The following is a 21,210-nucleotide window of genomic DNA, read 5'->3' on the forward strand; positions in this document are numbered from 1 at the left end:
TCAGCCGACCACGGCTTCGAGGTTGCCCTGCACCGTCGCGAGGATCTGCGCCGGGTCGCCGGTGGCGAGCGATTCGAGCTGCGCGTTGAGGTCCGAGACGACCTCCGCGGAACCGGCGGCGGTCGGCACGCCCGTGGCGTAGTCGGCGCCCGCGAGGAACGCGGCGAGCTCGGGGTTCTCGGTGCTCCACGTCCCGGCCGCGGACTGCACGGACGGCATGGGCCCGAAGGCTTCGGAGAACGCCAGCTGCTGGTCGGCGCTGGTCAGGTACTCCACGAGGTCGAGCGCGGCCTCCTGGTTCGGCGAGTCGGCGGCCATGCCCCAGCAGTTCGTGAACTGGAGGGTGCCCTGCCCGGCCGGACCGGCGGGCATCTCCACGACCTTGTAGTTGACGTCGGGGAAGTCGGCGGACAGGCCGCCGGTGATCCAGTTGCCCTCGATGGTCATCGCCGCGAGCCCCTTGCCGAACGCCTCGCCGCCCCATCCGGCGCCGAGGTCCGCAGCATAGGCGAACGTGCCGTCCTCCAAGTGGCCCTTGACGTATTCGAGCGCCGCGAGGTTCTCCGCGGAGTCGGCGACCGCGGTGGTCCCGTCCTCGGAGACCAGGCGCCCGCCCGCGCCGGCCATGAACGCGCCCACGCGCTGGTACTCCGCGCCGAACGCGAGGCCCGTGGTGCCGCCGGTGGTCAGCGCCGCGGCGGCCGCGTCGAGCTGGTCCCAGGTGGTGGGGACGTCGGCGTCGGTGAGGCCCGCCGCCGCCCACAGGTCGGTGTTGATGACGAGCGCGAGCGTCGAGGAGTCCTTGGGCGCGCAGTAGAACTCGCCGTCGAGCGTGAAGTTCTGGACGAGGGAGGGGTAGAAGTCGTCCTTGTTCGCGAGCAGGTCGCCGTACGGTTCGAGGGAGCCGTTCGCGGCGTACCCGGCGAGCTTCTCGGGGGCCAGGTAGAACAGGTCGGGCGGGGACCCCGCCGCGAAGCCCTGCGACAGCTCCTGGTCCATGTTGGTGGCGGCGACCGCGGTCGCCTCGATGCCGGACTCCTCTGACCAGGCCGCGAGCGCGGCCTCGATCGCCTGGGTCTCGGCCTCGCCGCTGGCGCCGTAGAGGATGGTCAGGCCGTCGTCGGAGGAGGTGAGGCCCTCCGCGTCGTCGCCTTCAGTGTCGTCGAAGCCCTGGCCGCACCCGGCGAGGGCCAGCGCTGCGGCGACCGCCGCGCTCCCCGCCGCGAGGGCGGTGCGTCTCCTGCTGCTCACGGTGAATCTCCTTTGATCCGTGATGATCGACCGACCGTTTTTGGATCGATCAATTTTTATTGGAACGATCATACGATAGGCTCGTCCGCGAGTGAACGTCAAGTGCGACGGGAAGGGCCCGGAATGCCGGAACGGAAGGCCGCGACGATCGGGGACGTCGCGCGCGAAGCGGGCGTCTCGCGCCAGACCGTGAGCAACGTCGTCAACTCCCCCTCGATCGTCAAGGAGTCCACGCGGCTCAAGGTCCAGGCCGCGATCGAGGCGCTCGGCTACTCCCCGAACGCGCTCGCCCGGCGCCTGCGCACCCAGCGCACCTCCACGATCGCCGTCAAGCTCGACCCCTACTCCGGGGGCGTCTCCGGCGTCGTCCTCGACCGCTTCGTCCACGCCCTCACCGAGAGCGCCGCCGCCCGCGGCCTCCGCGTCCTCCTCTACGCCGCGAGGACGCTCGAAGAGGAGCTGCGCCACCTGGACGAGCTCGCCGACGCCGGGGAGGTGGACGCGATCGTCCTCACCGGCACCTCCCGCGGCGACCGCCGCGCCGCCCGCCTCCTCGAACGCGGCGTGCCGTTCGCGGCCTTCGGCCGCCCTTGGGGGACTGAGGCCGCCGCCCACCCGTGGGTCGACATCGACGGCGCGGCCGGGACCCGCGCCGCCACCGCCGACCTTCTCGAACGCGCCGGGGAGCGCATCGCGTTCCTCGGCTGGCCCGCCGGTTCGGAGAGCGGCAACGACCGCGAGCGCGGCTGGCGCGAGGCGATGGGGGAGCGGACCGCCCCGCGGCTCACCGCCGAGGACGGCGTCGCCGAGGGCCAGGAGGCCGTGAAAGCCCTGCTGCCCAACGGGATCGACGGCCTCGTGTGCGCCAGTGACGCCCTCGCGATCGGCGCGCACCTCGCCGCCGTCCAGGCCGGTCGCCCCGAGCTGCCGATCGTCGGCTTCGACAACACCGCCGCGGCCGAGGCCCTCGGGATCTCCAGCGTCGAGCAGCTGCCGGAGCGCGTGGCCGCCGGAATCCTGGAGATGCTCATGGGACCGGAGGGGAACAAGGTCGCGAAGCAGGACCCGAAGGGCCTGCTCGTGGAGCCCCGGCTGATCGTTCGCTAGAAAAAACACTTAGCCCTTGCGCTAACTGTTTTCTGGAGTAATACTTAGCCGTATGGCACAGTATTCGGAGACCTTGGACGGCGTCTTCACCGCGCTCGCCGACCCCACCCGCCGCGAGGTGGTCCGCCGCCTCGGGCGCGGCCCGATGAGCGTCGGCGACCTCGCCCGCGGGTTCCCGATGACCCTCCCCTCCTTCATGAAGCACGTGCGGACCCTGGAGGCGAACGGCCTCATCCGCACCGTCAAGTCCGGCCGGGTCCGCACCTGCGCGCTCCGGCGCGAGCGCCTCGCGCTCGTGGACGACTGGCTCGCCGAGCAGCGGCGGGTCTGGGAGTCGCGCACCGACCGGCTGGAGCAGTTCGTCACCGATCCCGAGGAGCAGCAGTGAACACCGATCTCGACCTCAGCATCGAGCGCGTCATCCGCGCGCCCCGTTCCACCGTGTGGCGGGCCTGGACCGACCCGGCCCGCTTCGAGCAGTGGTGGCTCCCGGCCCCGTTCGCGTGCCGCGTCGAGCGCTTCGACGCCGTGCCCGGCGGGCCCATGGTCACCAGCATGAGCGAGGACGGCGAGAAGTTCGTCCCGCACATGGACGCCGCGTTCCTCGTCGTGGAGGACGGCGAGCGCATCGTCTTCACCAACGCCGTCGACAGCGCCTGGCGCCCCGCCGAACCCGAGCCGGTCGCCATGACCGCCGAGATCACGTTCGCGGACGCCCCCGAGGGCACCGCGTACCGCGCGCTCGTGCGCCACGGCAGCGCCGCCTCGCGCAGGCGCCACGAGGAGCTCGGCTTCCACGAGGGCTGGGGCGCGGTCGCCGCCCAGCTCGCCGCGCTCGCCGAGCGGGAGGCGTAAGGGCCTTCGTTTACGGCCTCGACCTGCGGGTACACCTCCGGCCAAGGAGGTGTACCCGCATGGCATCGGTCTCGGTCGCGGGCCGCGACATCAAGGTCTCGCGGCCCGGCAAGGTCCTGTTCCCCGACGACGGCCTCACCAAGGGCGACCTGATCGCGCACTACGAGGCGGTCGCCGAGGCGATGGTCCCACACCTCGCGGGCCGCCCGCTCACCATGCGCCGCTACCCCGACGGCATCGGCGGGCCCGGCTTCTTCCAGAAGGACGCCTCCGACCACTTCCCCGATTGGATTCGGACGCAGGCGGTCCGGTCCCGCAGCGACGGGGGCACGGTCCACTACGTCGTCTGCGACGACCCCGCGACGCTCGTCTACCTTGCGAACCAGGCCGCGATCGAGTTCCACGTCTGGACGGCCACCGTCGAGGACCTCGAACGGCCCGACCGGCTCGTCATCGACATCGACCCGCCCGACGGCACCGACCACGCGGTGCTCCACAAGGTCGCCCGGCGCCTGCGCGACGTCTACACCGAGATCGGCCTGGCCCCGTACGTGCAGGCCACCGGCGGGCGCGGCTACCACGTCGCGGCCCCGCTCGACCGCTCCGCCGGCTTCGACGCCGTGCGCGAGCTCGCCCTCGCGGTCGCCGACCGCCTCGCCGCCGAGGACCCGGACCTGCTCACAACCGCGCAGCGCAAGAACAAGCGCGGGGACCGGATCTTCCTGGACGTCAACCGGAACGGCTTCGGCCAGACCTTCGCCGCCCCGTACACGCTCCGGGCCCGCCCCGGCGCGGCCGTCGCCACCCCGCTCGACTGGGACGAGCTCGGCCGCTCGCGCCCCGCGAAGTACACGACCGAGAGGATCCGGCGCCGCCTCACCCGAAAGGCCGACCCGTGGTCGGCGATGGACGCGCACGCCGCGTCCGCGGAGGAAGCCCTGGAGAACCTGGGCTGACGCTCAGGTCAGACCCCTCGCAACACTGCCGACAGAAGTTTGTGCAATCGGTTGCCCAAAACCCTTGCTTTCCGGAAAGGGCTTTCCCTAGACTCATTGAAACATGTCAATCCCTACCCCTAGGAGCTCGGCGATGAGACGATCGCTAGCACTCAAGGTCGGTACGGTGGCCGCGGCGATGGCCGTGGCCGTCGCGGGCATCGCGTTCTCGACCACCGGCGCCTCGGCGCAGTCAAACGCGGCCACCGGCTACGCCACGCAGAACGGCGGCACCACCGGCGGCGCCGGCGGCTCCGTCGTCCGCGCCACCACCGGCACGCAGATCCATGCGGCCCTGTGCAACCGGGCCTCGACCAGCACCCCGATCATCATCCAGGTCGAGGGCACCATCAACCACGGGAACACCACGAAGGTCTCCGGCGACAGCTGCGACACCGCCGCGGACCGCATCGAGCTCAAGGGGATCAGCAACGTCACGATCCTCGGCGTCGGCGCGGGCGCCACCTTCGACCAGCTCGGCATCCACATCCGCGACTCCAGCAACATCATCATCCAGAACGTCACGGTCAAGAACGTGAAGAAGTCCGGCTCCCCGACCTCCAACGGCGGCGACGCCATCGGCATGGAGTCCGGCGTCCGCAACGTGTGGGTCGACCACACCACGCTCGAAGCCTCCGGCGGCGAGTCCGAGGGCTACGACGGCCTGTTCGACCTCAAGGACGACACCAAGTACGTGACGCTCTCGTACTCGATCCTGCGCAACTCCGAGCGCGGCGGCCTCGTCGGCTCCAGCGACAGCGACACCGCGAGCAGCTTCGTCACCTACCACCACAACCTGTACCAGAACCTGAACTCCCGCATGCCGCTCCTGCGCGGCGGGACCGCGCACACCTACAACAACTACTTCACCGGGATCGTCGAGTCGGGCATCAACCCCCGCGTCGGCGCGAAGATCAAGGTGGACAACAACTACTTCGAGGACTCGAAGGACCCGCTCGGGACCTTCTACACCGACCTCATGGGCTACTGGCAGGTCAGCGGCAACACCTTCGACAACGTGACCTGGTCGTCCCCCGGCACCGACAACCACCCGGCCGGCCCCAACCCGACCTCCACGACCACGGTGTCGATCCCGTACTCGTACAGCCTCGACAGCGCCGCGTGCGTCCCGTCGATCGTGTCGAACACCGCGGGCGCCAACAAGGGCCTGAAGACCTCCGACGGCTCCTGCAACGTCCAGACCCCGACGGACCCGCCGACCACCGGCAACCCGACCGACCCGCCGACCACCGGGAACCCGCCCACGGGCACCAACCTGAGCCTCGGCGCGGGCGCCGACGGCACCTCGAAGGCCAGCGGCACCAGCTACGGCAACGTCATTGACGGCTCCGCGTCGACGTACTGGTCCCCGAGCGGCACCACCGGGCGCGTCTCGGTCAAGTGGAGCTCCGCGAAGACGATCGACACGGTCGTCATCAAGGAGGCGTCCGACGCGGCCGGCCGCATCGGCTCCTGGCAGCTCGTCAACAACGACACCGGGGCGGTCCTCGCCTCGGGCACCGGCGCGGGCACCATCTCCTTCACCGCCACCTCCCTGACGAAGGTCAACTTCGTGATCGTCTCGGCCTCCGGCACGCCGAAGATCACCGAGTTCGAGACCTACGCATAACCCCGGCGACGGGATCTGGAACGAGGACGCCCGGGGTGCTCCGGGCGTCCTCACCCGTGTCCCCTCCTTGCCCCGCATCGCCGCCGGACCTGACGACACCGCTGTAAGCCCCCGCCGCGCGCCCGCGCGGCGAACCCGTGGGGAGTACCGGCAGACCCTCCCGGGGCCGCCGGATCGCCCGTAGCGTCGGACGGGACCGGAACCGGCGAACCGAAGGACCATCCGACATGCGCGTGCTCATCATCGGCGCGACCGGCAGCATCGGCCGCCACGTCGCCGCCCAGGCCGTCGCGGCCGGGCACGGGACCGTCGCACTCGTGCGCGACGCCGACCGCGCCCGCGACCTGCTCCCGGCCGCCACGGCGCTCGCCGTCGGCGACGGGACCGACCCGGACTCGCTCACCGCCGCCGTCGAAGGCGTCGACGGGATCGTGTTCACGCACGGCTCCCACGGCGGCCCCGGCGAGGCCGAGCGGATCGACTACGGGATCGTCCGCAACGCGGTCGCCGCGCTCGACGGGCGCCCGGCGCGCATCGCCCTCATGACCGCGATCGGCGTGACCGTCCACGACGGCGCCTTCAACCGCGCCAGCGGGACCCACGACTGGAAGCGCCGCGCCGAACGGCTCGTGCGCCGCTCCGGGAACCCCTACACGATCGTGCGCCCCGCCTGGTTCGACTACAACGAGCCCGGCCAGCGCCGCCTCGTCTTCCTGCAAGGCGACACCCGCCGCGCCGGGTCCCCGGCGGACGGGGCCATCGCCCGCGACCAGATCGCGCAGGTCCTCGTCGCGTCCCTCACCTCCCCTGGCGCCGAGCGCAAGACGCTCGAACTGGTCGCCGAGGCCGGTCCGGGCCAGGACGACCTCGAACCGCTGTTCGCCGCGCTCGAAGCCGACCCCGAGGGCGCCTGGGACGCCGTCCTCGACCCCGACACGCTCCCGCTCGGCGCCGAACCCGCCGCCGTGACCGCCGAGATCGACCGCCTCGCGCACCGAAAGGAAACCCGCCGATGAAGGCCGTGTTCATGTACGCCCCCGGAGACGTCCGCGTCGAGGACGCCCCCGACCCGGTGCTCCAGGACCCGACCGACGCGATCGTGCGCGTGGTCCGCTCCTGCATCTGCGGCTCCGACCTGCACCCGTACCACTCGATGCGGCCGAGCGCCGAAGGCCAGACGATGGGCCACGAGTTCGTCGGCGTCGTCGAGGACACCGGTTCCGAAGTGTCCGTGATCCGCAAGGGCGACTTCGTGATCGCGCCGTTCGCGTGGTCGGACGGCACGTGCGAGTTCTGCCGCGAGGGGCTCCAGACCTCCTGCCTGCACGGCGGGTTCTGGAACAACGGCCGGGGCGTCCTCGGGGGCCAGGCCGAGGCGGTCCGTGTGCCGCTGGCCGACGGGACGCTCGTCGCCGTCCCCGGGATCACCGAGGACTCCCCGCTGCTGCCCTCGCTGCTGACGCTCTCCGACGTGTACGGGACCGGCTGGCACGCCGCCCGCTCCGCCGGTGTGCGCGAAGGCGACTCGGTCGCCGTCATCGGCGACGGCGCGGTCGGCCTCATGGCCGTGCTCGCCGCGAAGCAGATGGGCGCCGAGCGGATCGTCCTCATGGGCCGCCACAAGTCGCGCACCGACCTGGGCCGCGAGTACGGCGCCACGGACGTGGTCGCCGAACGCGGCGAGGAGGGGATCGCGAAGGTCCGCGACCTCGCCGGGGGCCTCGGCGTCCGCCGGGTCCTCGAAGCGGTGGGGCACATGCCCGCCTACGAGCAGGCCCTCGGCGTCGTCCGCGACGGCGGCACGATCGCGCGGGTCGGCGTCCCGCAGTACGGGGACGGCCAGATCGGGTGGCCGTTCTTCGGCCGCAACCTGACGCTCACCGGCGGCCCCGCGCCCGCCCGCGCCTACATCGAGCCGCTCCTGCCTGGCGTCCTCGACGGCTCGGTGGACCCCGGGAAGGTCTTCGACCGCGCCATCGGGATCGAGGAGACCCCCGAAGGCTATGCGGCCATGGACGACCGCGAGGCCCTCAAGGTCATGATCCGGTTCTAGGGAGGACCACATGGAACTCATCGCCAAGCGGCCCACCGCCGCCGGCCCGGCCGACTGGTTCACCGGCGCCGTCTACATCGACCAGCTCGTCGCCGCCGAGGCGCCCGCGCGCCTGCGGGCGGGACTGGTCCGGTTCACGCCCGGCGCCCGCACCCACTGGCACCTGCACAGTCTCGGCCAGACGCTCCACATCGTCGCCGGGATCGCCCTCGTCGGCACCCGCGACGGCACCGTCATCGAGGCGCACCCGGGCGACACGGTGTGGACGCCGCCGAACGAGGAACACTGGCATGGCGCCGCCGACGACCAGTTCATGGCCCACCTCGCGATGTGGGAGGGCGACGACGTGACCTGGAACGAGGCCGTCACCGACGACGCGTACGGCCGCCCGCGCACGACCCGCTGACCCGGGCCCGGTCACGGCCGGGCCGCGGCCAGGGCAGCGTCGAGGTCGGGGTGGAGGCGTCCCGCGCGGTCCCACTCGGACCACCAGCGGGTGCGGCGGGCGACGGCGAGGGCCCGTTCGGGCAGGTGCGCGAGTTGCAGCTGTATCCCGTCGCGTGCGAGCTGGCGGTCGAGTTCGAGGATCGCGTCGATGACGGTGACCGAGAGGCCGCGCTGGAGCGCGAGGTCGAGGATCACGATGCGCGGCAGCGGGTCCCGTGCCGCGACGATTGCGAGGGCCTGGTTCTGGGCGGACCTGACGTTCGCGGTGTAGAGCCCGCCGGTCGGCAGGAGCGCGAGGACGCCGGGGACCGGGGCGTCGCCGGGTTCGGCGGGCCGCGGGTGCCCGTCGGGGCCGGGCCGCACTTCGAGGAGGCGCACGTGGTCGAGTTCGCGCAGGATCAGGACCAGCGTGGTCCCGACGCCCACGGCGACGGCGGCGAGGAGCCCCGCGGTGAGGCCCACGAGCGCGGTGGCCGCGGCGAGCCGGAACTCGACCTTGTCGATGCGGGCGAGGCGCGCGAACTCGCGCGGCGAGACGAGGCCGAGGACCGCGGTGACGACCACGGCCGCGAGGGCGGCGCGCGGGAGCAGGTCGAGGACCGGGGCGAGCCACAGCGCGACGGCGACCGCGAGCGCCACGGTGACCAGTTGGGCCGCTTGGGTCCTGGCCCCGGCGCGGTCGTTCACCGCGGTCTGCGAGAACCCGCCCGCGGCGGGCAGCGCCTGGAACCAGGCGCCCGCGAGATTCGACGCGGCCGCGGCGGTCAGCTCCCGGTCGTTGTCGAGCGGCGGATCGGCGGGGCGGCGCATCGCGCGGGCCACCGCGAGGGACTCCATGAACACCATGAACGCGATCGCGAGCGCCCCCGGCAGCAGGCCCGCGGCCAGCGCCGGGTCGGGCAGGTGCGGCACCGGGAGCCCGGTCGGGACGGGGTCGATGAGGTCTACCCCGTGTTCGTCGAGGCCGAGCACGGCGCTGGCCGCGATGGCGAGGACGACCGCGACGAGCGGCGCGGGGACTTTCGGAGCCACGCGCGGCAGCACGAGCAGGATGACGAGGAGCACCGCGGAGAGGACCGCGGTCGCCGGGACGGTGTCGCCGAGCCGCCGGACCACGTCGGCGGCCTGCGCGAAGAACCCGCCGGTCGCGGCCGGGACGCCGAGCAGTGCTGGCACCTGCCCGACGGCGACGACGAGGCCGACGCCGGTCTTGACCCCGGTGAGGACCGCCGTGTTCAGGTTCTCGACCAGCGAGGCGAGGCGCAGCAGCCGCATCGCGGCGAGCACCAGTCCGACTTCGAGCGTGAGCGTCGCGAGCGCGGTGAGCGACCCGGCCGCGACCCCGGCGGCGAGGAGTGTGGAGGCGGTGAGCGTCGCGACGGTGGACGTGGTGCTGGTGCTCATGGCCTTCGCGCCGCCGAGCGCGGCGTACACGAGCATCGGGACCATGCACGTGTACAGGCCGACCTGGACCGGCATCCCGGCGACGGTCGCATAGGCCATGGCCTGCGGGACGACGACCGCCCCGGCGGCGAGCCCGGCGACGGCGTCGCGCCGCACCCACGCCCGCCGGTAGGGCCGCAGCGTCGCGAAGACTCTCACGGTGCCGAACGGGCGCAGCGGAACCCGAGGTGGCAGGTGGCGGTGTCGACGGTCTGCGGCAGTCGCGCGGCGGGCCGGTAGCGGCGGCAGTAGTTCGGCGCGCACAGGTACGAGCCGCCCTTCATGACCTTGCGCGGGCGCCGCTCGGCGAGCGGCGCGGCGGGGTCCACGGACAGGAGGCGCTTCCCGCCGCCCGGGTCCCGCCTCGGTTCGGCTGCGCCGCAGCACGAGTGGACGGGGTCGGCGCGGTGCGCGGACCACCAGTCGGCGGTCCACTCCCACACGTTCCCGATCATGTCGTACAGGCCGTACCCGTTGGGCGCGTAAGAGCCGACGGGCGAGGTCCAGTACCAGCCGTCGGCTTCGTCGTTGGCCGTGGGGAAGTCGCCCTGCCAGACGTTCGCACGGTGCTCCCCGCCGGGCTCCAGCCCGTCGCCCCACGCGTACTCGGCGCCGTCGAGGCCCCCGCGGGCCGCGTACTCCCATTCGGCCTCGGTCGGCAGCCGCTTCCCGGCCCAGGCCGCGTACGCCTCGGCGTCGGCGTACGCGATGTGGACGACGGGGTGGTCGGCCAGGTCCTCGATGCCGGATTCGGGACCGCGGGGGTGGCGCCAGTCGGCGCCGGGGACGTGGGACCACCACCGGTAGGCGTCGTCGAGCGGCACGGGCGATGCGGGCGGGGTGAACACGGCCGAGGCGGGGACGAGCAGCGCCGGGTCGGCCCCGGGGTAGTCGGCGGCGTCGGGCGCGGTCTCGGCGGCGGTGACGTGCCCGGTGGCGGAGGTGAACGCGGCGAACTGGGCGTTCGTGACCGGATGCGGGTCGATCCTGAAGGCGCTCAAGGCGACCCGGTGCGCCGGGGCCTCCTCGGGGTAGTGGCGGTCCGATCCCATGGCGAACTCGCCGCCCCCGATCAGGACCATCGAATCGTCGGCGGTCGGGACGGCGGGGTTCTGGACGGGCTGCATGGGCGCCTCCTCGGTCGCGGGCCTGCACAGGGTACGGAGCGGGCCCGCCGGAAGCGGGCCGACACGTCGGCGGCCGCGGCGCGAATCGCGCCGCGGCCGCCGTGCTCCGTCTCAGTCCCGCGACATCGCTGCTGCGAAGTGCGCCTCCAGGTCCACATAGGCGTCGTCGGCGACGTCGAAGACGACCTTCGCGATCGTGCCGCCCGTGAACGGGAACTTCGGCCCGTACAGCGCCGAGACCGCGTCGCCGCCGTCGTACCCGATGCACAGGCCCTCCCCGCACAGCGCGAAGTGGCCCGGGTTCGTGCGGATCTCCGCCTCCGCCACCACTTGGTCGTCGATGTAGAGCTTGAGCGGGCCGTGCGACTCCCCGCGGTCCCCGGTGCGCTCCTTCGTGAACTCCACGCCCACCAGGTGCGCGCCCTCGCCGGGCGCGGGCGCGCTGACGTGCTGCTCCGGCGGCACGCCGAGGAAGTTGAACACGTAGTGCAGCCCGCCGTCCTTGAGGAACAGCGAGTGCCCGCCGAACCGCGAGCCCTGCGCGAAGACCACGCCCTGCGCGTCCGCGGTCAGGTCCAGTTCCGCGATCACCTTGTACGACACGGAGTGCACGTTCGCCGCGGACCGCTCCGGGACCTCGCTCGTCCCCGGGTAGTACACGTACTGACCCGACGGCGGCACCGGCACGTGGAACTCCAGCTCCAGGTACTTCTTGATGTCGTCCCCGGCGACGGCGAGGTCGTTGAGCGGCAGCACGTTGTTCCGCTTCGCCTCCTCCATCCACAGCGCCTTGAGGGCCTCCAGCCGCTCGGGGTGCTCGGCGGCGAGGTCCACGTCCTCGGACCGGTCCTCGTCGGTGTGGAACAGCTGCCACGCGTCCTGCTCGAACTTCGAGAGGCTCGACGTGGGCCCGTGGACGGTGACGGCCTTCCACCCCTCGTGCCACATGGCGCGGTGGCCGAACAGCTCGTAGTACTGCGACTCCTTGCGCGTGGGCGCGTCCGCGTCGTCGAACGAGTAGCGCATCGACACGCCCGCGAGCGGCGTCTGCTCCACGCCGTTCACGACCTCGGGGAACTCGACCCCGCACGCCTCCAGGATGGTCGGCACGATGTCCGTCGCGTGGTGGTACTGGTGGCGGACCTCCCCGCGGGCCTTCATCCCGGCCGGCCAGTGGATCACCAGCGGATCGCACACGCCGCCCTGGTAGACGTACCGCTTGAACATCTTGTACGGCGTGGAGAACGCCGCCGCCCACCCGGTCGGGTAGTGGTTGTACGTGTCGGGCGAGCCCAGCCGGTCCTTGAACGGCAGGTTGTCCTCGACGGTGTCGGGCCAGCCGTTGAAGAACTTGCCCTCGTTGACCGACCCGTTCGGGCTGCCCTCCCCCGACGCGCCGTTGTCCGCCGCGTAAATGACGAGCGTGTTCTCCAGCTGCCCGGACTCCTCCAGGTACTCGATGATCCGCCCGACCTGCGCGTCTGTGTACTCCGACATGGCCGCGTACACCTCGGCCATCCGCGAGAACAGCGACTTCTCGTCCGCCGACAGGGAGTCCCACGGCCGCACCGCGTCAGCCGGGCTGAACGTCCCGTCCGGCATCGGGTTGAGCCCGGTCAGCGCCGTCCCCTCCGGCAGGATCCCCTTCGCGACCATGCGCGGCAGCACCCACTCGCGGTACGCCTCGTACCCGTCGTCGAACCTCCCCTTGTACTTCTCGATGTACTCCTCGGGCGCATGGTGCGGCGCATGGTTCGCGCCCGGGCAGAACCACAGGTACCACGGTTTCTGGGGCGCCGACTGCTTCGAGTCGCGGATGAACGCGAGCGCCTTGTCCGCCAGATCCTTCGACAGGTGGTAGCCGTCCTCGGGGCCGTACGGCTGGTCGATGTAGTGGTTGTCCTCGGCCAGGTCCGGGTACCACTGGTTCGTCTCCCCGCCGATGAACCCGTAGAACCGGTCGTACCCCATGCCCAGCGGCCAGTGCTTCTTCGAGGCGCCCATGTGCCACTCGTCCACGGGCACGTTGTGGTTCTTGCCGACCCAGAACGTCGACCAGCCCGCGTCCCGCAGGACCGTCGCCATTGTCGCGTTCTCCGGCGGAATGTGCGAGGAGTACCCGGGGAACCCGAACGCGGTCTCCGAGATCGACGCGAACCCGTTCTGGTGGTGGTTGCGGCCGGTCAGGAAGCACGAGCGGGTCGGCGAGCACAGCGCCGTCGTGTGCCACTGCGAGTAGGTGAGGCCGTCGCGGGCGAGGCGGTCCATCGTCGGCATCTCGATGCGCCCGCCGTACGGGGACCAGGCCGCGCAGCCGGTGTCGTCGTACAGCACGACCAGCACGTTCGGCGCGCCCTCCGGCGCGGTCCCCTCCAGGAACGCGCCCCAGTCCGGGACCGAGTCGCGCACATCGAGGTTGATGGTGCCCTTGAACGCTCTCGCCATGTCTCCCCCTCGGCCGACGGAGCGCGCCCTCGGGTGACCGGGCGCGCACACTGAGCAATGTGAGGCTACCTAGCGTCCCGGGCGCCTGTCCGGCGAATCCGACCCCCGGCCCGCCCCCCGGCCGATACGCTCGCCCCTCCGGGACCGGCGCCGCACGCAGCGGCGCGGACAGTGGGGAGCGTCCAGTGCTGGACTCGCTGCGGCACTACCGCCCCGCATGGCTGCGCCCCGACCTCGTCGCCGGCCTCACCGTCTGGGCCGTCCTCGTCCCCGAGTCCCTCGCCTACGCCGCCATCGCGGGCGTCCCGCCCGTCGTCGGCCTCTACGCCGCCGCCCCCGCCCTCGTCCTCTACGCGATCCTCGGCTCCTCCCGCCACCTCGTCGTCGGCCCGATGGCCGCCACCGCGGCCCTCTCCGCCAGCATCGTCGCCGTCTACGCCGACGCCGGAGGCGACGACTACACGGCCGTGACCACGGCCCTCGCGATCGTCACCGGCGTCATCGCCCTGGCGGCCGGGCTCCTGCGCCTCGGCTTCCTCGCCGGATTCATCTCCGAACCCGTCCTCAAGGGCTTCATCCTCGGCATGGCCCTCACGATCATCGTCGGCCAGGTCCCCAAACTCCTCGGCATCGAGAAGACCGACGGCGACTTCTTCGTGCAAGCCTGGGGAGTCCTGACGCACCTGGGCGGCACCAACGCCTGGACCCTCGCAGTCGGCGCCGCCTGCCTCGCGATCGTCCTCGCCCTCAAGCACTGGCTCCCGCTCGTCCCCGGCTCCCTCGTCGCAGTCGCGATCGGCATCGCCGCCGTCGTCGCCCTCGACCTGGCCGACCACGGCGTGGACATCGTCGGCCACATCGACGCGGGCCTCCCCGCCCTCGGCCTCCCCGACGTCCCCGCCGCCACCTGGATCGACCTCATCGGCCCGGCCGCGGGCGTCATGCTCATCGGCTTCGCCGAGGGCCTCGGCGCCGCCAAGACCTACGCCGACCGGAACGGCTACCGGATCAACCCGAACCGCGAGCTCACCGGCCTCGGCGCCGCGAACCTCGGCGCCGGGCTCGCCTCCGGCATGGTCGTCAACGGCAGCCTCTCCAAGACCGCGGTCAACGGCGGCGCGGGCGCCCGCACCCAGCTCTCCGGCCTCACCGCCGCCGTCCTCACCATCGTCACCCTGCTGTTCCTCACCGGCCTCTTCGAGCAGCTCCCCGAGGCCGCCCTCGCCGCGGTCGTCATCGCCGCCCTCATCGAACTCGTCGACTTCGGCCTCCTCAAGCGCTACTGGAAAGCCTCCCTCGCGCCCCGCGGCACCCCCGCCTCGCTCGCGGCCCGCCCCGACTTCATCGCCGCCGTCGCCGCCATGCTCGGCGTCCTCGTCTTCGACACCCTCCCCGGCCTCGTCATCGGCATGACCCTCTCGCTCCTCCTCCTCATCTACCGCTCCTCCCGCCCCCACCTCGTCCACCTCGGCCGCACCCCCTCCGGCCAGTGGGTCGACCGCGCCCGCCACGAGGACGCCGAACCCGTCGACGGCATCGCCGTCGTCCGCTGCGACGGCAGCCTCTACTTCGCCAACACCGACCACGTCCGCACCGCCCTCCTCGCCGCCGCCGAAGGCCACCGCGCCCTCGTCCTCGACGGCGAGTCCATGCCCACCGTCGACCTCTCCGGCACGAAGATGCTCACCGAACTCGACCGCCACCTCGCCGCGCAGCACGTCACCTTCTACCTCGCCCACGACATCGGCCAGGTCCGCGACCTCCTCCGCCGCACCGACACCGACCTCGAACACGTCCACCCCACCGTCGAATCCGCGGTGGAGGCCGCGATCGAGGCCGGTCCAGCGCGGCAGGACAGGGACCTCCCGCAGGAAGGCCCCTGAATCACTCCTGTTGGCACTGTTGATGAACGCCGGTCCTACCCGCCGGTCCCGCACAGCGCGCGGTCGACCAGGGCGCTGGCGGTCTGCTCCTGCCGGAGCAGGCCGTCGGGGGAGCCGGCCAGCGCGGTGGTCATGGAGACGGTGACGGCCCGGGCGCCGTCGTCGATGGCGCCGTTGAGGTTGATGTAGCCGCTCTCGCCGCCCTCGTGGCCCCAGTACGTTCCGCCGCAGGACAGCGGCCGCTCGACCAGGCCGAGGCCGTAGCCGCCGCCCGGCCAGAACGCCTGCATGTCCTCGCCGACCGGCACGGTGTCCTGCATCTGGGCGAGCATCGCCTCGGAGACGAGCTCCCCGCCGAGCAATGCCCGGAGGAAGCGGTTGACGTCGGCGGTGGTGGAGACGTAGCCGCCGGGGTCGGGGACGATCACCTCGGTGACATCGAGCCGCTGGCCGTCCGGGTAGAGCTCGTAGCCGTTGGCGTGCGGGCTGCGCAGCGTCGGGTCGTCGCCGGGAAGGTAGGTGCGGTCCATGCCGAGCGGCTCCAGGATGCGCGCTTGGACCTCCTGGTCCCAGGGGCGGCCGGTGGCCTCCTCGATGATCATGTCGAGCAGCACGTACCCGGTGTTGGAGTAGCCCCAGCCGGTCCCGGGCGCGAAATCCGGCTCGTGCGCCGTCGCCCGCTCCACGATCTGCTCCGGCGTGTAGACGTCGTACCGGTGCTCCAGGTAGTCGTCGTGGTCGGCGTAGCCGGGGAGGTCGTCGTGGAGGCCGCCCGTGTGCTGGAGGAGCTGGCGCACGGTGATCGCGCCGCCGTCGTTCCCGTTGCCCGCCACCAGCCCCGGCAGCCACCGGTCCACGGTGTCGTCGAGCGTCAGCGCGCCCTCGTCGGCCAGTTGCAGGACCACGGCGGCCACGAGCGACTTCCCGGTGCTGGCGATCCGGAAGTAGCCGTCGCCGTCCACCGGGCGGTCCGTGCCGTCCTCCGCGAACCCGCTGACGGCCACCACGTCCGGGCCGGATTCGGTCGACAACCGGGCCTGGACGCCGACGATGCCGAGGGCCTCAAGCGCTTCCGTGTCTCGGAGCAGGTCCTCCTGCCCGTACGCGGGGGCCTCGTCCCGGTCGTTCATCAGGCCGACGGTGACGGCCGCGCCGGCGGCGACGAGCACCGCCGCTGTGGCGGCCCACCACCGCCGTCGACGGTTGCGTTGCGGTGCTGCGGGATTCGGGTGCGGCGCGAGGGCCGGGTCTGAAGTGGTCATGCGCCAACGCTATGAACGAACGGGCCTTCGCCGCAGTGCCTCGGACTCCCGGAAAGAACCTACAGCTGTCTGTAGTGCCGCGGAGCCGCCCGGCCCCATATGGTGGGGCCCGGACCGACAGAGGAGGGCGGATCAAATGCAGGGCATCATCGACGCGATCCGCGAGCGCTCGCACCTGACGTGGCGCAGCGGTGTCTACCTCACGCGCGCACTGGTGACCGCGGCGGCCACGCTCCTCGCACTGCCCCTGCTCTGCGTGCCGTCGCTCGCGCAGTCCTGGACCGAGCGGCACCGCCGCAAAGCCGGAGCACTCCTGGACCGCCCGGTCGAACCCCGCCCGCGCGCCGTCCGCCACAACCTGGCCTGGCTCGCCGCGCACCTCGGCCTCGGCCTCCCCTCCGGCGGCCTCGCCGTGCTCCTCGCGGGCTGCCTCCTGCTCGCCGCCGCCACCACCGCCTTCTGGTGGGCGTTCCCTTGGACGCCCTGGCTGCCGGTGCTCAGCGACCCCGTCACCGACTGGGCCACCGCACTCTCGCTCGGCAGCGTGAACCTGGTCGTCCTCTCGGCCATCGCCGCGCTCGTCCTCCCGCCCCTCGCCCGCGCGCACGCCCGGAGCTGCCTCGCGATCCTCGCGCCCTCGCCCGAAGAGCGCCTGACCGCACGCGTCACCGAACTCACCCGCACCCGCGTCGACGTCCTCCAGGCGCACAGCGCGGAACTCCGCCGCATCGAACGCGACCTCCACGACGGCACGCAGGCCCGGCTCGTCGCGATCGCGATGCGGCTCGCGGTCGCCGGTGAGACCTACGCCGACGACCCCGACGCGGCCGCCGCCCTGGTCCGCCGGGCCCATACCGAGACCGAGGACGCGATGACCGAACTGCGCTCGGTCATCCACACCATCTACCCGCCGGTGCTCGCCGACCAGGCCCTCGCCGGGGCGCTCGCCGCCCTGACCGCGCGGGCCGGCATCCCCGTCCGCCTCGACGCGGGCCCGCTCGGCGAGGTGCCCGCGGCCGTCGAGGCGGTCGCCTACTTCGCGGCCACTGAGGCGCTCGCGAACACCGCCCGGCACAGCGGCGCCACCGAAGCCTCGATCCGCGTCGCCCGCGAGGGCGCGCTCCTGCGCATCCGCATCGCCGACAACGGGACCGGCGGCGCCGACCCCGCCCGGGGCACGGGCCTCGACGGCATGCGCCGCCGCGCCGCCGCCCTGGACGGGGCCGTCGCGGTCGACAGCCCGCCGGGCGGACCCACCGCGATCACCTTGGAGCTGCCGTGCGCGTAGTGATCGCCGAGGACAACGTCCTCCTGTCGTCCGGCCTCGAACTTCTCCTGCAGTCCAAGGGCTTCGAGATCGCCGCGATCGCGACCGACGCGCCCGGTTTCCTCGCCGCCGTCGCGGCCCACCGGCCCGACGTCACGATCGTGGACGTCCGCCTGCCGCCCGGCTTCCGCGACGAGGGCGTCCGCGCCGCCCTCCAGGCCCGCCGCGACCACCCCGGCCTGCCGATCCTGGTCCTGTCGCAGTATGTCGAGCAGTCGTACGCCCGCCGCCTCCTCGCCGACACCCGCGGCGGCATCGGCTACCTCCTCAAGGACCGCGTCAGCCGCGTCGCCGAGTTCACCGAGGCCCTCCGCCGCGTCGCCGACGGCGGCACCGCCATGGACCCCGAGGTCATCGCCCAGCTCCTCACCGGCGACCCGGTCGACGCCCTCACCCCTCGCGAGCGCGAGGTCCTCGCCCTCATGGCCGAGGGCCACGACAACGCCACGATCGCCAAGCGCCTCTTCATCACCGACAATGCCGTCCACAAGCACATCGGCAACGTCTTCCTCAAGCTCGGCCTCCCCACCGAGACCACCGGCCACCGCCGGGTCCTCGCCACGCTCACCTACCTGCGCCACCACGCGAGCCCGTGACAGGAGACGATCCCTGAACGACGAGTACCGGCTCAGTGCTTGTCGAGCTCGGCGCCGATCATCGCTTGCAGCGCATCGCGTCCGTGGGCTCCGAGCGCCGGGCCGAGCGCGGCCGCCAGGTGCTCGAACGGGTCGTCCAGCGGCAGCGCCTCCAACTCCTGCGCCAGCGCCGGCACCGTCCACGCCTCGCCGTCCTTGTGGACGTGCTCTCCGAGCGACCAGCCGCGGCTCGCGCTCACGGTGCCGCCCCGCACGGCGAAGGACTGCCCGGTCAGCGGGCAGCCCTCACCCACCAGATAGGACACGAGGGGCGCGACGACCGCGGGGTCCCTCGGGTCGGGGCCGTCCTCCGCCGGGGCCCGGTCCATGCCCGGCACCTGGAGGGTCAGGCGGGTGCGGACCATGGACGGGACGACGCAGTTGACGCGCACTCCCAAGCGCCCCAACTCAAGGGCGTGCACGGTGGTCATGGCCGCGACCGCCGCATTGGCCGCCGCGTAGTTCGACTGGCCCGGCAGCGGGTTGTACAGCCCCGACCCCGAGGCGGTGTTCACGATCGCGCGATCGGTTCTCACGCCCGCGTCCCACTGCCGCCGCCAATGCGCGGCGGCCCAGTGGCTCACCGCGAACGTGCCCTTGAGCTTCACGGCGACCACGTCGTCGAACTCGGCCTCGGTGAGCCGCTCGATGCCCTTGTTGACCTCGGTGGCCGCGTTGTTGACGACCGCGTGCAGGTCGCCGAACGCCTCGACGGCCCGCTCGACCATCCTCCCGGCGCCGTCCCAGTCGGTGACGCTGCCGGTGTCGGCGACGGCCCGGCCGCCGAGCGCGTGGATCTCCTCGACGACCGCCGCGGCGACGCCCTCGTCCCCGCCGCGCCCGTCGATCGCCACGCCGGGGTCGTTGACGACCACGTTCGCGCCGAGCGCGGCAAGATGCAGCGCCTCCGCCCGCCCGATGCCCCTGCCCGCGCCGGTCACCAGCACCGTCCGCCCTGTCAGTTCACCCATGTCCGAATCCCGTCTCGGTGTCGCGCCCCGGTCCGGGGCGGCAAGTGACCCGAGACTATCTGAATGCACTCGGTATATCAATACACCAGGTATACTAATATCCAAGGTGTACTACATTGAGGGCGTGGTGGAGGAACTCGGGCGCCGTGAGCGCAAGAAGCAGCAGACCAGGCGCGCGTTGATCGAGACGGCCGCGCGGCTGTTCGAGGAGCGCGGGTACGACGCGACGGGCGTCGCCGACATCGCCGAGGCCGCCGACGTCACCAAGCGAACCTTCTTCCTGCACTTCGCCACCAAGGAAGACGTGCTCCTCAGCGACGGACCCGCCCGCATCGACCTCGCCCTGCGGCTGATCGACGAGCGCGCCCCCGAGGCCCCGCTCCGCGAGGTCCTCGCCGCGGCGGTCCAGGCGATGATCACCGACACCGCGTCCGCGGACCTCCCGAACGGCATGGCCGCCATGCGGGCCCGCCTCATGGTCGACTCGCCCGCGGTCCAGGCCCGCATCCTCCGCACCGTCTTCACCGGCCAGGCCCGCATCGCCGAAGCCCTCCGCGCCGCCTACCCCGAGGCCCTGGACCGCACCACCGCGGCGAGTGTCGTCGGCGCCGTCGTCGGCGCCGTCTGCGCCGCCGCCATGGCCTGCCTCCAGGACGACGAGACCCCCGAAACCACTTCGGCGGCAATGCATCGAGCCGCCGAAATCGCCCTGCGCACCCTCGACCTGGCATGACCCGCCGCATCGGGCGGCCGCGACCACCGGACGGCGATCCGAGTCGCCGGCGGTCCACGCGTCGGTGGACCATGACCGCATGCCGTTGACCCCGCGTGAGACCGAGCTCTTCGAGGCCGCCCGGCCGCGGCTGGGCGCCCTCGCCTACCGCATGCTCGGCTCGGCCGCCGAAGCCGAGGACGCGGTGCAGGACGCGTTCCTGCGGTTCGCGGCGGTCGACCGCACGGGCCTGCGCTCGGCCGACGCCTGGTTGACGAAGGCGCTGACGAACCTCTGCCTCGACCGGCTGTCGTCGGGCCGGGCGCGCCGCGAGCGCCTGTTCGGGCAGTGGCTGCCCGAGCCGGTGCTCGACGGCGACCCGATGCTCGGTCCGGCCGAGACCGCGGTGCAGCGCGAGACGGTGTCGCTGGCGATGCTCGTCCTGTTCGAGCGGCTGCAACCGCAGGAGCGGGCCGTCTACGTGCTGCGCGAGGCGTTCTCCCACAGCCACCGCGAGATCGCCGGCATCCTCGGGATCACCGAGGCCGCCAGCCAGCAGCACCTGCACCGGGCCCGCGAGCGGATCGGCAGGACCGAGCGCGAGGACGGGATGGACGCGGCCGCCGCCCGCCGGGTCGCCGAGGCGTTCCTCGCCGTCGCGGCCTCCGGCGACACCGGACGGCTGATCGCACTGCTCCGCGCCGACGCGACCGCGATCGGCGACGGCGGCCCCGTCCCAACCGTCCCGTACGAGTACCGGGGCGCCGAGCGCATCGCCGCCCACCTGCGCGGCGTCGCCGCCCCCACGCCCGCCAAACGGCGGCTGCTCGGCGGAGCCCCGATCGTCCACGCGGCCACCGCGAACGGCGCTCCCGTGCTCATCGCGGTCGTCGGCGGCAACGCCGTCGCCGCCATGGCGCTCGCCGTGGCGGGCGGCGAGATCTCGGCCGTCGACACCTTCGCCGACCCGGCCAAACTCGCGTACCTCAACCGCCAGTGGCGAAGCAGCACCCACGGAGCACCGCTCATCGACACCTGGTGATCCGCGCCATGACGAGTCCCGGTCT

19 protein-coding genes are annotated in these 21,210 nt (G+C 72.5%); 13 read left to right on the plus strand and 6 right to left on the minus strand.

Annotated features, from left to right (window positions below; all coding sequences use genetic code 11):
• The gene (locus tag AB0A65_RS05770) at positions 1 to 1,251 is read right to left on the minus strand and encodes an extracellular solute-binding protein (protein ID WP_359946812.1); all 1,251 of its coding nucleotides are present in this window, start codon (positions 1,249 to 1,251) and stop codon (positions 1 to 3) included.
• Between the two features lie 123 nt (positions 1,252 to 1,374).
• Between AB0A65_RS05770 and AB0A65_RS05775 the strand changes: the two genes are divergently transcribed.
• From AB0A65_RS05775 to AB0A65_RS05810, 8 genes are all read left to right on the plus strand, one after another.
• Positions 1,375 to 2,358 carry a LacI family DNA-binding transcriptional regulator gene (locus tag AB0A65_RS05775; protein WP_359946815.1) on the plus strand — a complete coding sequence of 328 codons (984 nt, stop codon included), beginning with the start codon at positions 1,375 to 1,377 and terminating at the stop codon, positions 2,356 to 2,358.
• Between the two features lie 52 nt (positions 2,359 to 2,410).
• Positions 2,411 to 2,746, plus strand: a complete 336-nt coding sequence (locus AB0A65_RS05780) for a metalloregulator ArsR/SmtB family transcription factor (RefSeq protein WP_359946818.1) — start codon at positions 2,411 to 2,413, stop codon at positions 2,744 to 2,746.
• The gene (locus AB0A65_RS05785; RefSeq protein WP_359946820.1) at positions 2,743 to 3,213 is read left to right on the plus strand and encodes an SRPBCC domain-containing protein; all 471 of its coding nucleotides are present in this window, start codon (positions 2,743 to 2,745) and stop codon (positions 3,211 to 3,213) included. The genes AB0A65_RS05780 and AB0A65_RS05785 overlap by 4 nt, the downstream gene beginning before the upstream one ends.
• Before the next feature lie 59 nt (positions 3,214 to 3,272).
• Positions 3,273 to 4,169, plus strand: a complete 897-nt coding sequence (gene ligD, locus AB0A65_RS05790) for a non-homologous end-joining DNA ligase (protein ID WP_359946822.1) — start codon at positions 3,273 to 3,275, stop codon at positions 4,167 to 4,169.
• A gap of 133 nt (positions 4,170 to 4,302) precedes the next feature.
• Positions 4,303 to 5,838, plus strand: a complete 1,536-nt coding sequence (locus AB0A65_RS05795; RefSeq protein WP_359946825.1) for a right-handed parallel beta-helix repeat-containing protein — start codon at positions 4,303 to 4,305, stop codon at positions 5,836 to 5,838.
• A gap of 227 nt (positions 5,839 to 6,065) precedes the next feature.
• On the plus strand, positions 6,066 to 6,854 hold the full coding sequence (locus tag AB0A65_RS05800; RefSeq protein WP_359946828.1) for an SDR family oxidoreductase: 789 nt from the start codon (positions 6,066 to 6,068) through the stop codon (positions 6,852 to 6,854).
• Entirely contained in the window at positions 6,851 to 7,891 is a 1,041-nt protein-coding gene (locus tag AB0A65_RS05805) for an alcohol dehydrogenase catalytic domain-containing protein (RefSeq protein WP_359946831.1), read from the plus strand. Before AB0A65_RS05800 ends, AB0A65_RS05805 begins: the two co-directional genes overlap by 4 nt.
• A 10-nt stretch (positions 7,892 to 7,901) precedes the next feature.
• On the plus strand, positions 7,902 to 8,297 hold the full coding sequence (locus tag AB0A65_RS05810; protein ID WP_359946834.1) for a cupin domain-containing protein: 396 nt from the start codon (positions 7,902 to 7,904) through the stop codon (positions 8,295 to 8,297).
• A gap of 11 nt (positions 8,298 to 8,308) precedes the next feature.
• Here AB0A65_RS05810 and AB0A65_RS05815 read toward each other — a convergent pair whose 3' ends face one another.
• The 3 genes from AB0A65_RS05815 to AB0A65_RS05825 form a co-directional block, all read right to left on the minus strand.
• Positions 8,309 to 9,940 (minus strand): SulP family inorganic anion transporter, encoded by a 1,632-nt coding sequence (locus tag AB0A65_RS05815; protein ID WP_359946837.1) that lies wholly within the window; start codon positions 9,938 to 9,940, stop codon positions 8,309 to 8,311.
• Complete coding sequence (locus tag AB0A65_RS05820; protein ID WP_359946840.1) at positions 9,937 to 10,908, minus strand: formylglycine-generating enzyme family protein; 972 nt, start codon at positions 10,906 to 10,908, stop codon at positions 9,937 to 9,939. The genes AB0A65_RS05815 and AB0A65_RS05820 overlap by 4 nt, the downstream gene beginning before the upstream one ends.
• A 111-nt stretch (positions 10,909 to 11,019) precedes the next feature.
• Positions 11,020 to 13,353, minus strand: coding sequence for an arylsulfatase (locus tag AB0A65_RS05825; protein WP_359946843.1), 2,334 nt, complete (start codon positions 13,351 to 13,353; stop codon positions 11,020 to 11,022).
• Between the two features lie 185 nt (positions 13,354 to 13,538).
• Here AB0A65_RS05825 and AB0A65_RS05830 point away from each other — a divergent pair, with 185 nt between their 5' ends.
• Positions 13,539 to 15,236, plus strand: coding sequence for a SulP family inorganic anion transporter (locus AB0A65_RS05830; protein WP_359946846.1), 1,698 nt, complete (start codon positions 13,539 to 13,541; stop codon positions 15,234 to 15,236).
• Between the two features lie 35 nt (positions 15,237 to 15,271).
• Here the strand turns inward: AB0A65_RS05830 and AB0A65_RS05835 are convergent, their stop codons facing one another.
• Complete coding sequence (locus tag AB0A65_RS05835; RefSeq protein ID WP_359946849.1) at positions 15,272 to 16,498, minus strand: serine hydrolase domain-containing protein; 1,227 nt, start codon at positions 16,496 to 16,498, stop codon at positions 15,272 to 15,274.
• A gap of 136 nt (positions 16,499 to 16,634) precedes the next feature.
• On the opposite strand from AB0A65_RS05835, the gene AB0A65_RS05840 reads away from it, so the two are divergent.
• Together AB0A65_RS05840 and AB0A65_RS05845 are read left to right on the plus strand one after the other, a co-directional pair.
• Positions 16,635 to 17,786, plus strand: coding sequence for a histidine kinase (locus AB0A65_RS05840; RefSeq protein WP_359946852.1), 1,152 nt, complete (start codon positions 16,635 to 16,637; stop codon positions 17,784 to 17,786).
• Positions 17,777 to 18,421: a response regulator transcription factor gene (locus AB0A65_RS05845; RefSeq protein ID WP_359946855.1), complete on the plus strand. Its 645-nt coding sequence runs from the start codon at positions 17,777 to 17,779 to the stop codon at positions 18,419 to 18,421. The genes AB0A65_RS05840 and AB0A65_RS05845 overlap by 10 nt, the downstream gene beginning before the upstream one ends.
• A gap of 32 nt (positions 18,422 to 18,453) precedes the next feature.
• Here AB0A65_RS05845 and AB0A65_RS05850 read toward each other — a convergent pair whose 3' ends face one another.
• Entirely contained in the window at positions 18,454 to 19,431 is a 978-nt protein-coding gene (locus tag AB0A65_RS05850; protein WP_359946858.1) for an SDR family NAD(P)-dependent oxidoreductase, read from the minus strand.
• A 124-nt stretch (positions 19,432 to 19,555) separates the two neighbouring features.
• Here AB0A65_RS05850 and AB0A65_RS05855 point away from each other — a divergent pair, with 124 nt between their 5' ends.
• On the plus strand, positions 19,556 to 20,164 hold the full coding sequence (locus tag AB0A65_RS05855) for a helix-turn-helix domain-containing protein (RefSeq protein WP_359946861.1): 609 nt from the start codon (positions 19,556 to 19,558) through the stop codon (positions 20,162 to 20,164).
• Positions 20,165 to 20,243: 79 nt separating this feature from the next.
• On the plus strand, positions 20,244 to 21,185 hold the full coding sequence (locus AB0A65_RS05860; protein WP_359946864.1) for a sigma-70 family RNA polymerase sigma factor: 942 nt from the start codon (positions 20,244 to 20,246) through the stop codon (positions 21,183 to 21,185).
• The last annotated feature ends 25 nt before the right edge of the window (positions 21,186 to 21,210 follow it).

The organism is Glycomyces sp. NPDC047010 (genome assembly GCF_040644205.1).
GTDB lineage: Bacteria > Actinomycetota > Actinomycetes > Mycobacteriales > Micromonosporaceae > Glycomyces.

Excerpts from the sequence above, each read along its gene's own strand:
- AB0A65_RS05775 (WP_359946815.1), top strand. The coding sequence starts at position 1,375 with ATGCCGGAACGGAAGGCCGCGACGATCGGGGACGTCGCGCGCGAAGCG.
- AB0A65_RS05780 (WP_359946818.1), top strand. The coding sequence starts at position 2,411 with ATGGCACAGTATTCGGAGACCTTGGACGGCGTCTTCACCGCGCTCGCC.
- ligD (WP_359946822.1), top strand. The coding sequence starts at position 3,273 with ATGGCATCGGTCTCGGTCGCGGGCCGCGACATCAAGGTCTCGCGGCCC.
- AB0A65_RS05795 (WP_359946825.1), top strand. The coding sequence starts at position 4,303 with ATGAGACGATCGCTAGCACTCAAGGTCGGTACGGTGGCCGCGGCGATG.
- AB0A65_RS05800 (WP_359946828.1), top strand. The coding sequence starts at position 6,066 with ATGCGCGTGCTCATCATCGGCGCGACCGGCAGCATCGGCCGCCACGTC.
- AB0A65_RS05805 (WP_359946831.1), top strand. The coding sequence starts at position 6,851 with ATGAAGGCCGTGTTCATGTACGCCCCCGGAGACGTCCGCGTCGAGGAC.
- AB0A65_RS05810 (WP_359946834.1), top strand. The coding sequence starts at position 7,902 with ATGGAACTCATCGCCAAGCGGCCCACCGCCGCCGGCCCGGCCGACTGG.
- AB0A65_RS05820 (WP_359946840.1), bottom strand. The coding sequence starts at position 10,908 with ATGCAGCCCGTCCAGAACCCCGCCGTCCCGACCGCCGACGATTCGATG.
- AB0A65_RS05825 (WP_359946843.1), bottom strand. The coding sequence starts at position 13,353 with ATGGCGAGAGCGTTCAAGGGCACCATCAACCTCGATGTGCGCGACTCG.
- AB0A65_RS05835 (WP_359946849.1), bottom strand. The coding sequence starts at position 16,498 with ATGACCACTTCAGACCCGGCCCTCGCGCCGCACCCGAATCCCGCAGCA.
- AB0A65_RS05840 (WP_359946852.1), top strand. The coding sequence starts at position 16,635 with ATGCAGGGCATCATCGACGCGATCCGCGAGCGCTCGCACCTGACGTGG.
- AB0A65_RS05850 (WP_359946858.1), bottom strand. The coding sequence starts at position 19,431 with ATGGGTGAACTGACAGGGCGGACGGTGCTGGTGACCGGCGCGGGCAGG.
- AB0A65_RS05860 (WP_359946864.1), top strand. The coding sequence starts at position 20,244 with ATGCCGTTGACCCCGCGTGAGACCGAGCTCTTCGAGGCCGCCCGGCCG.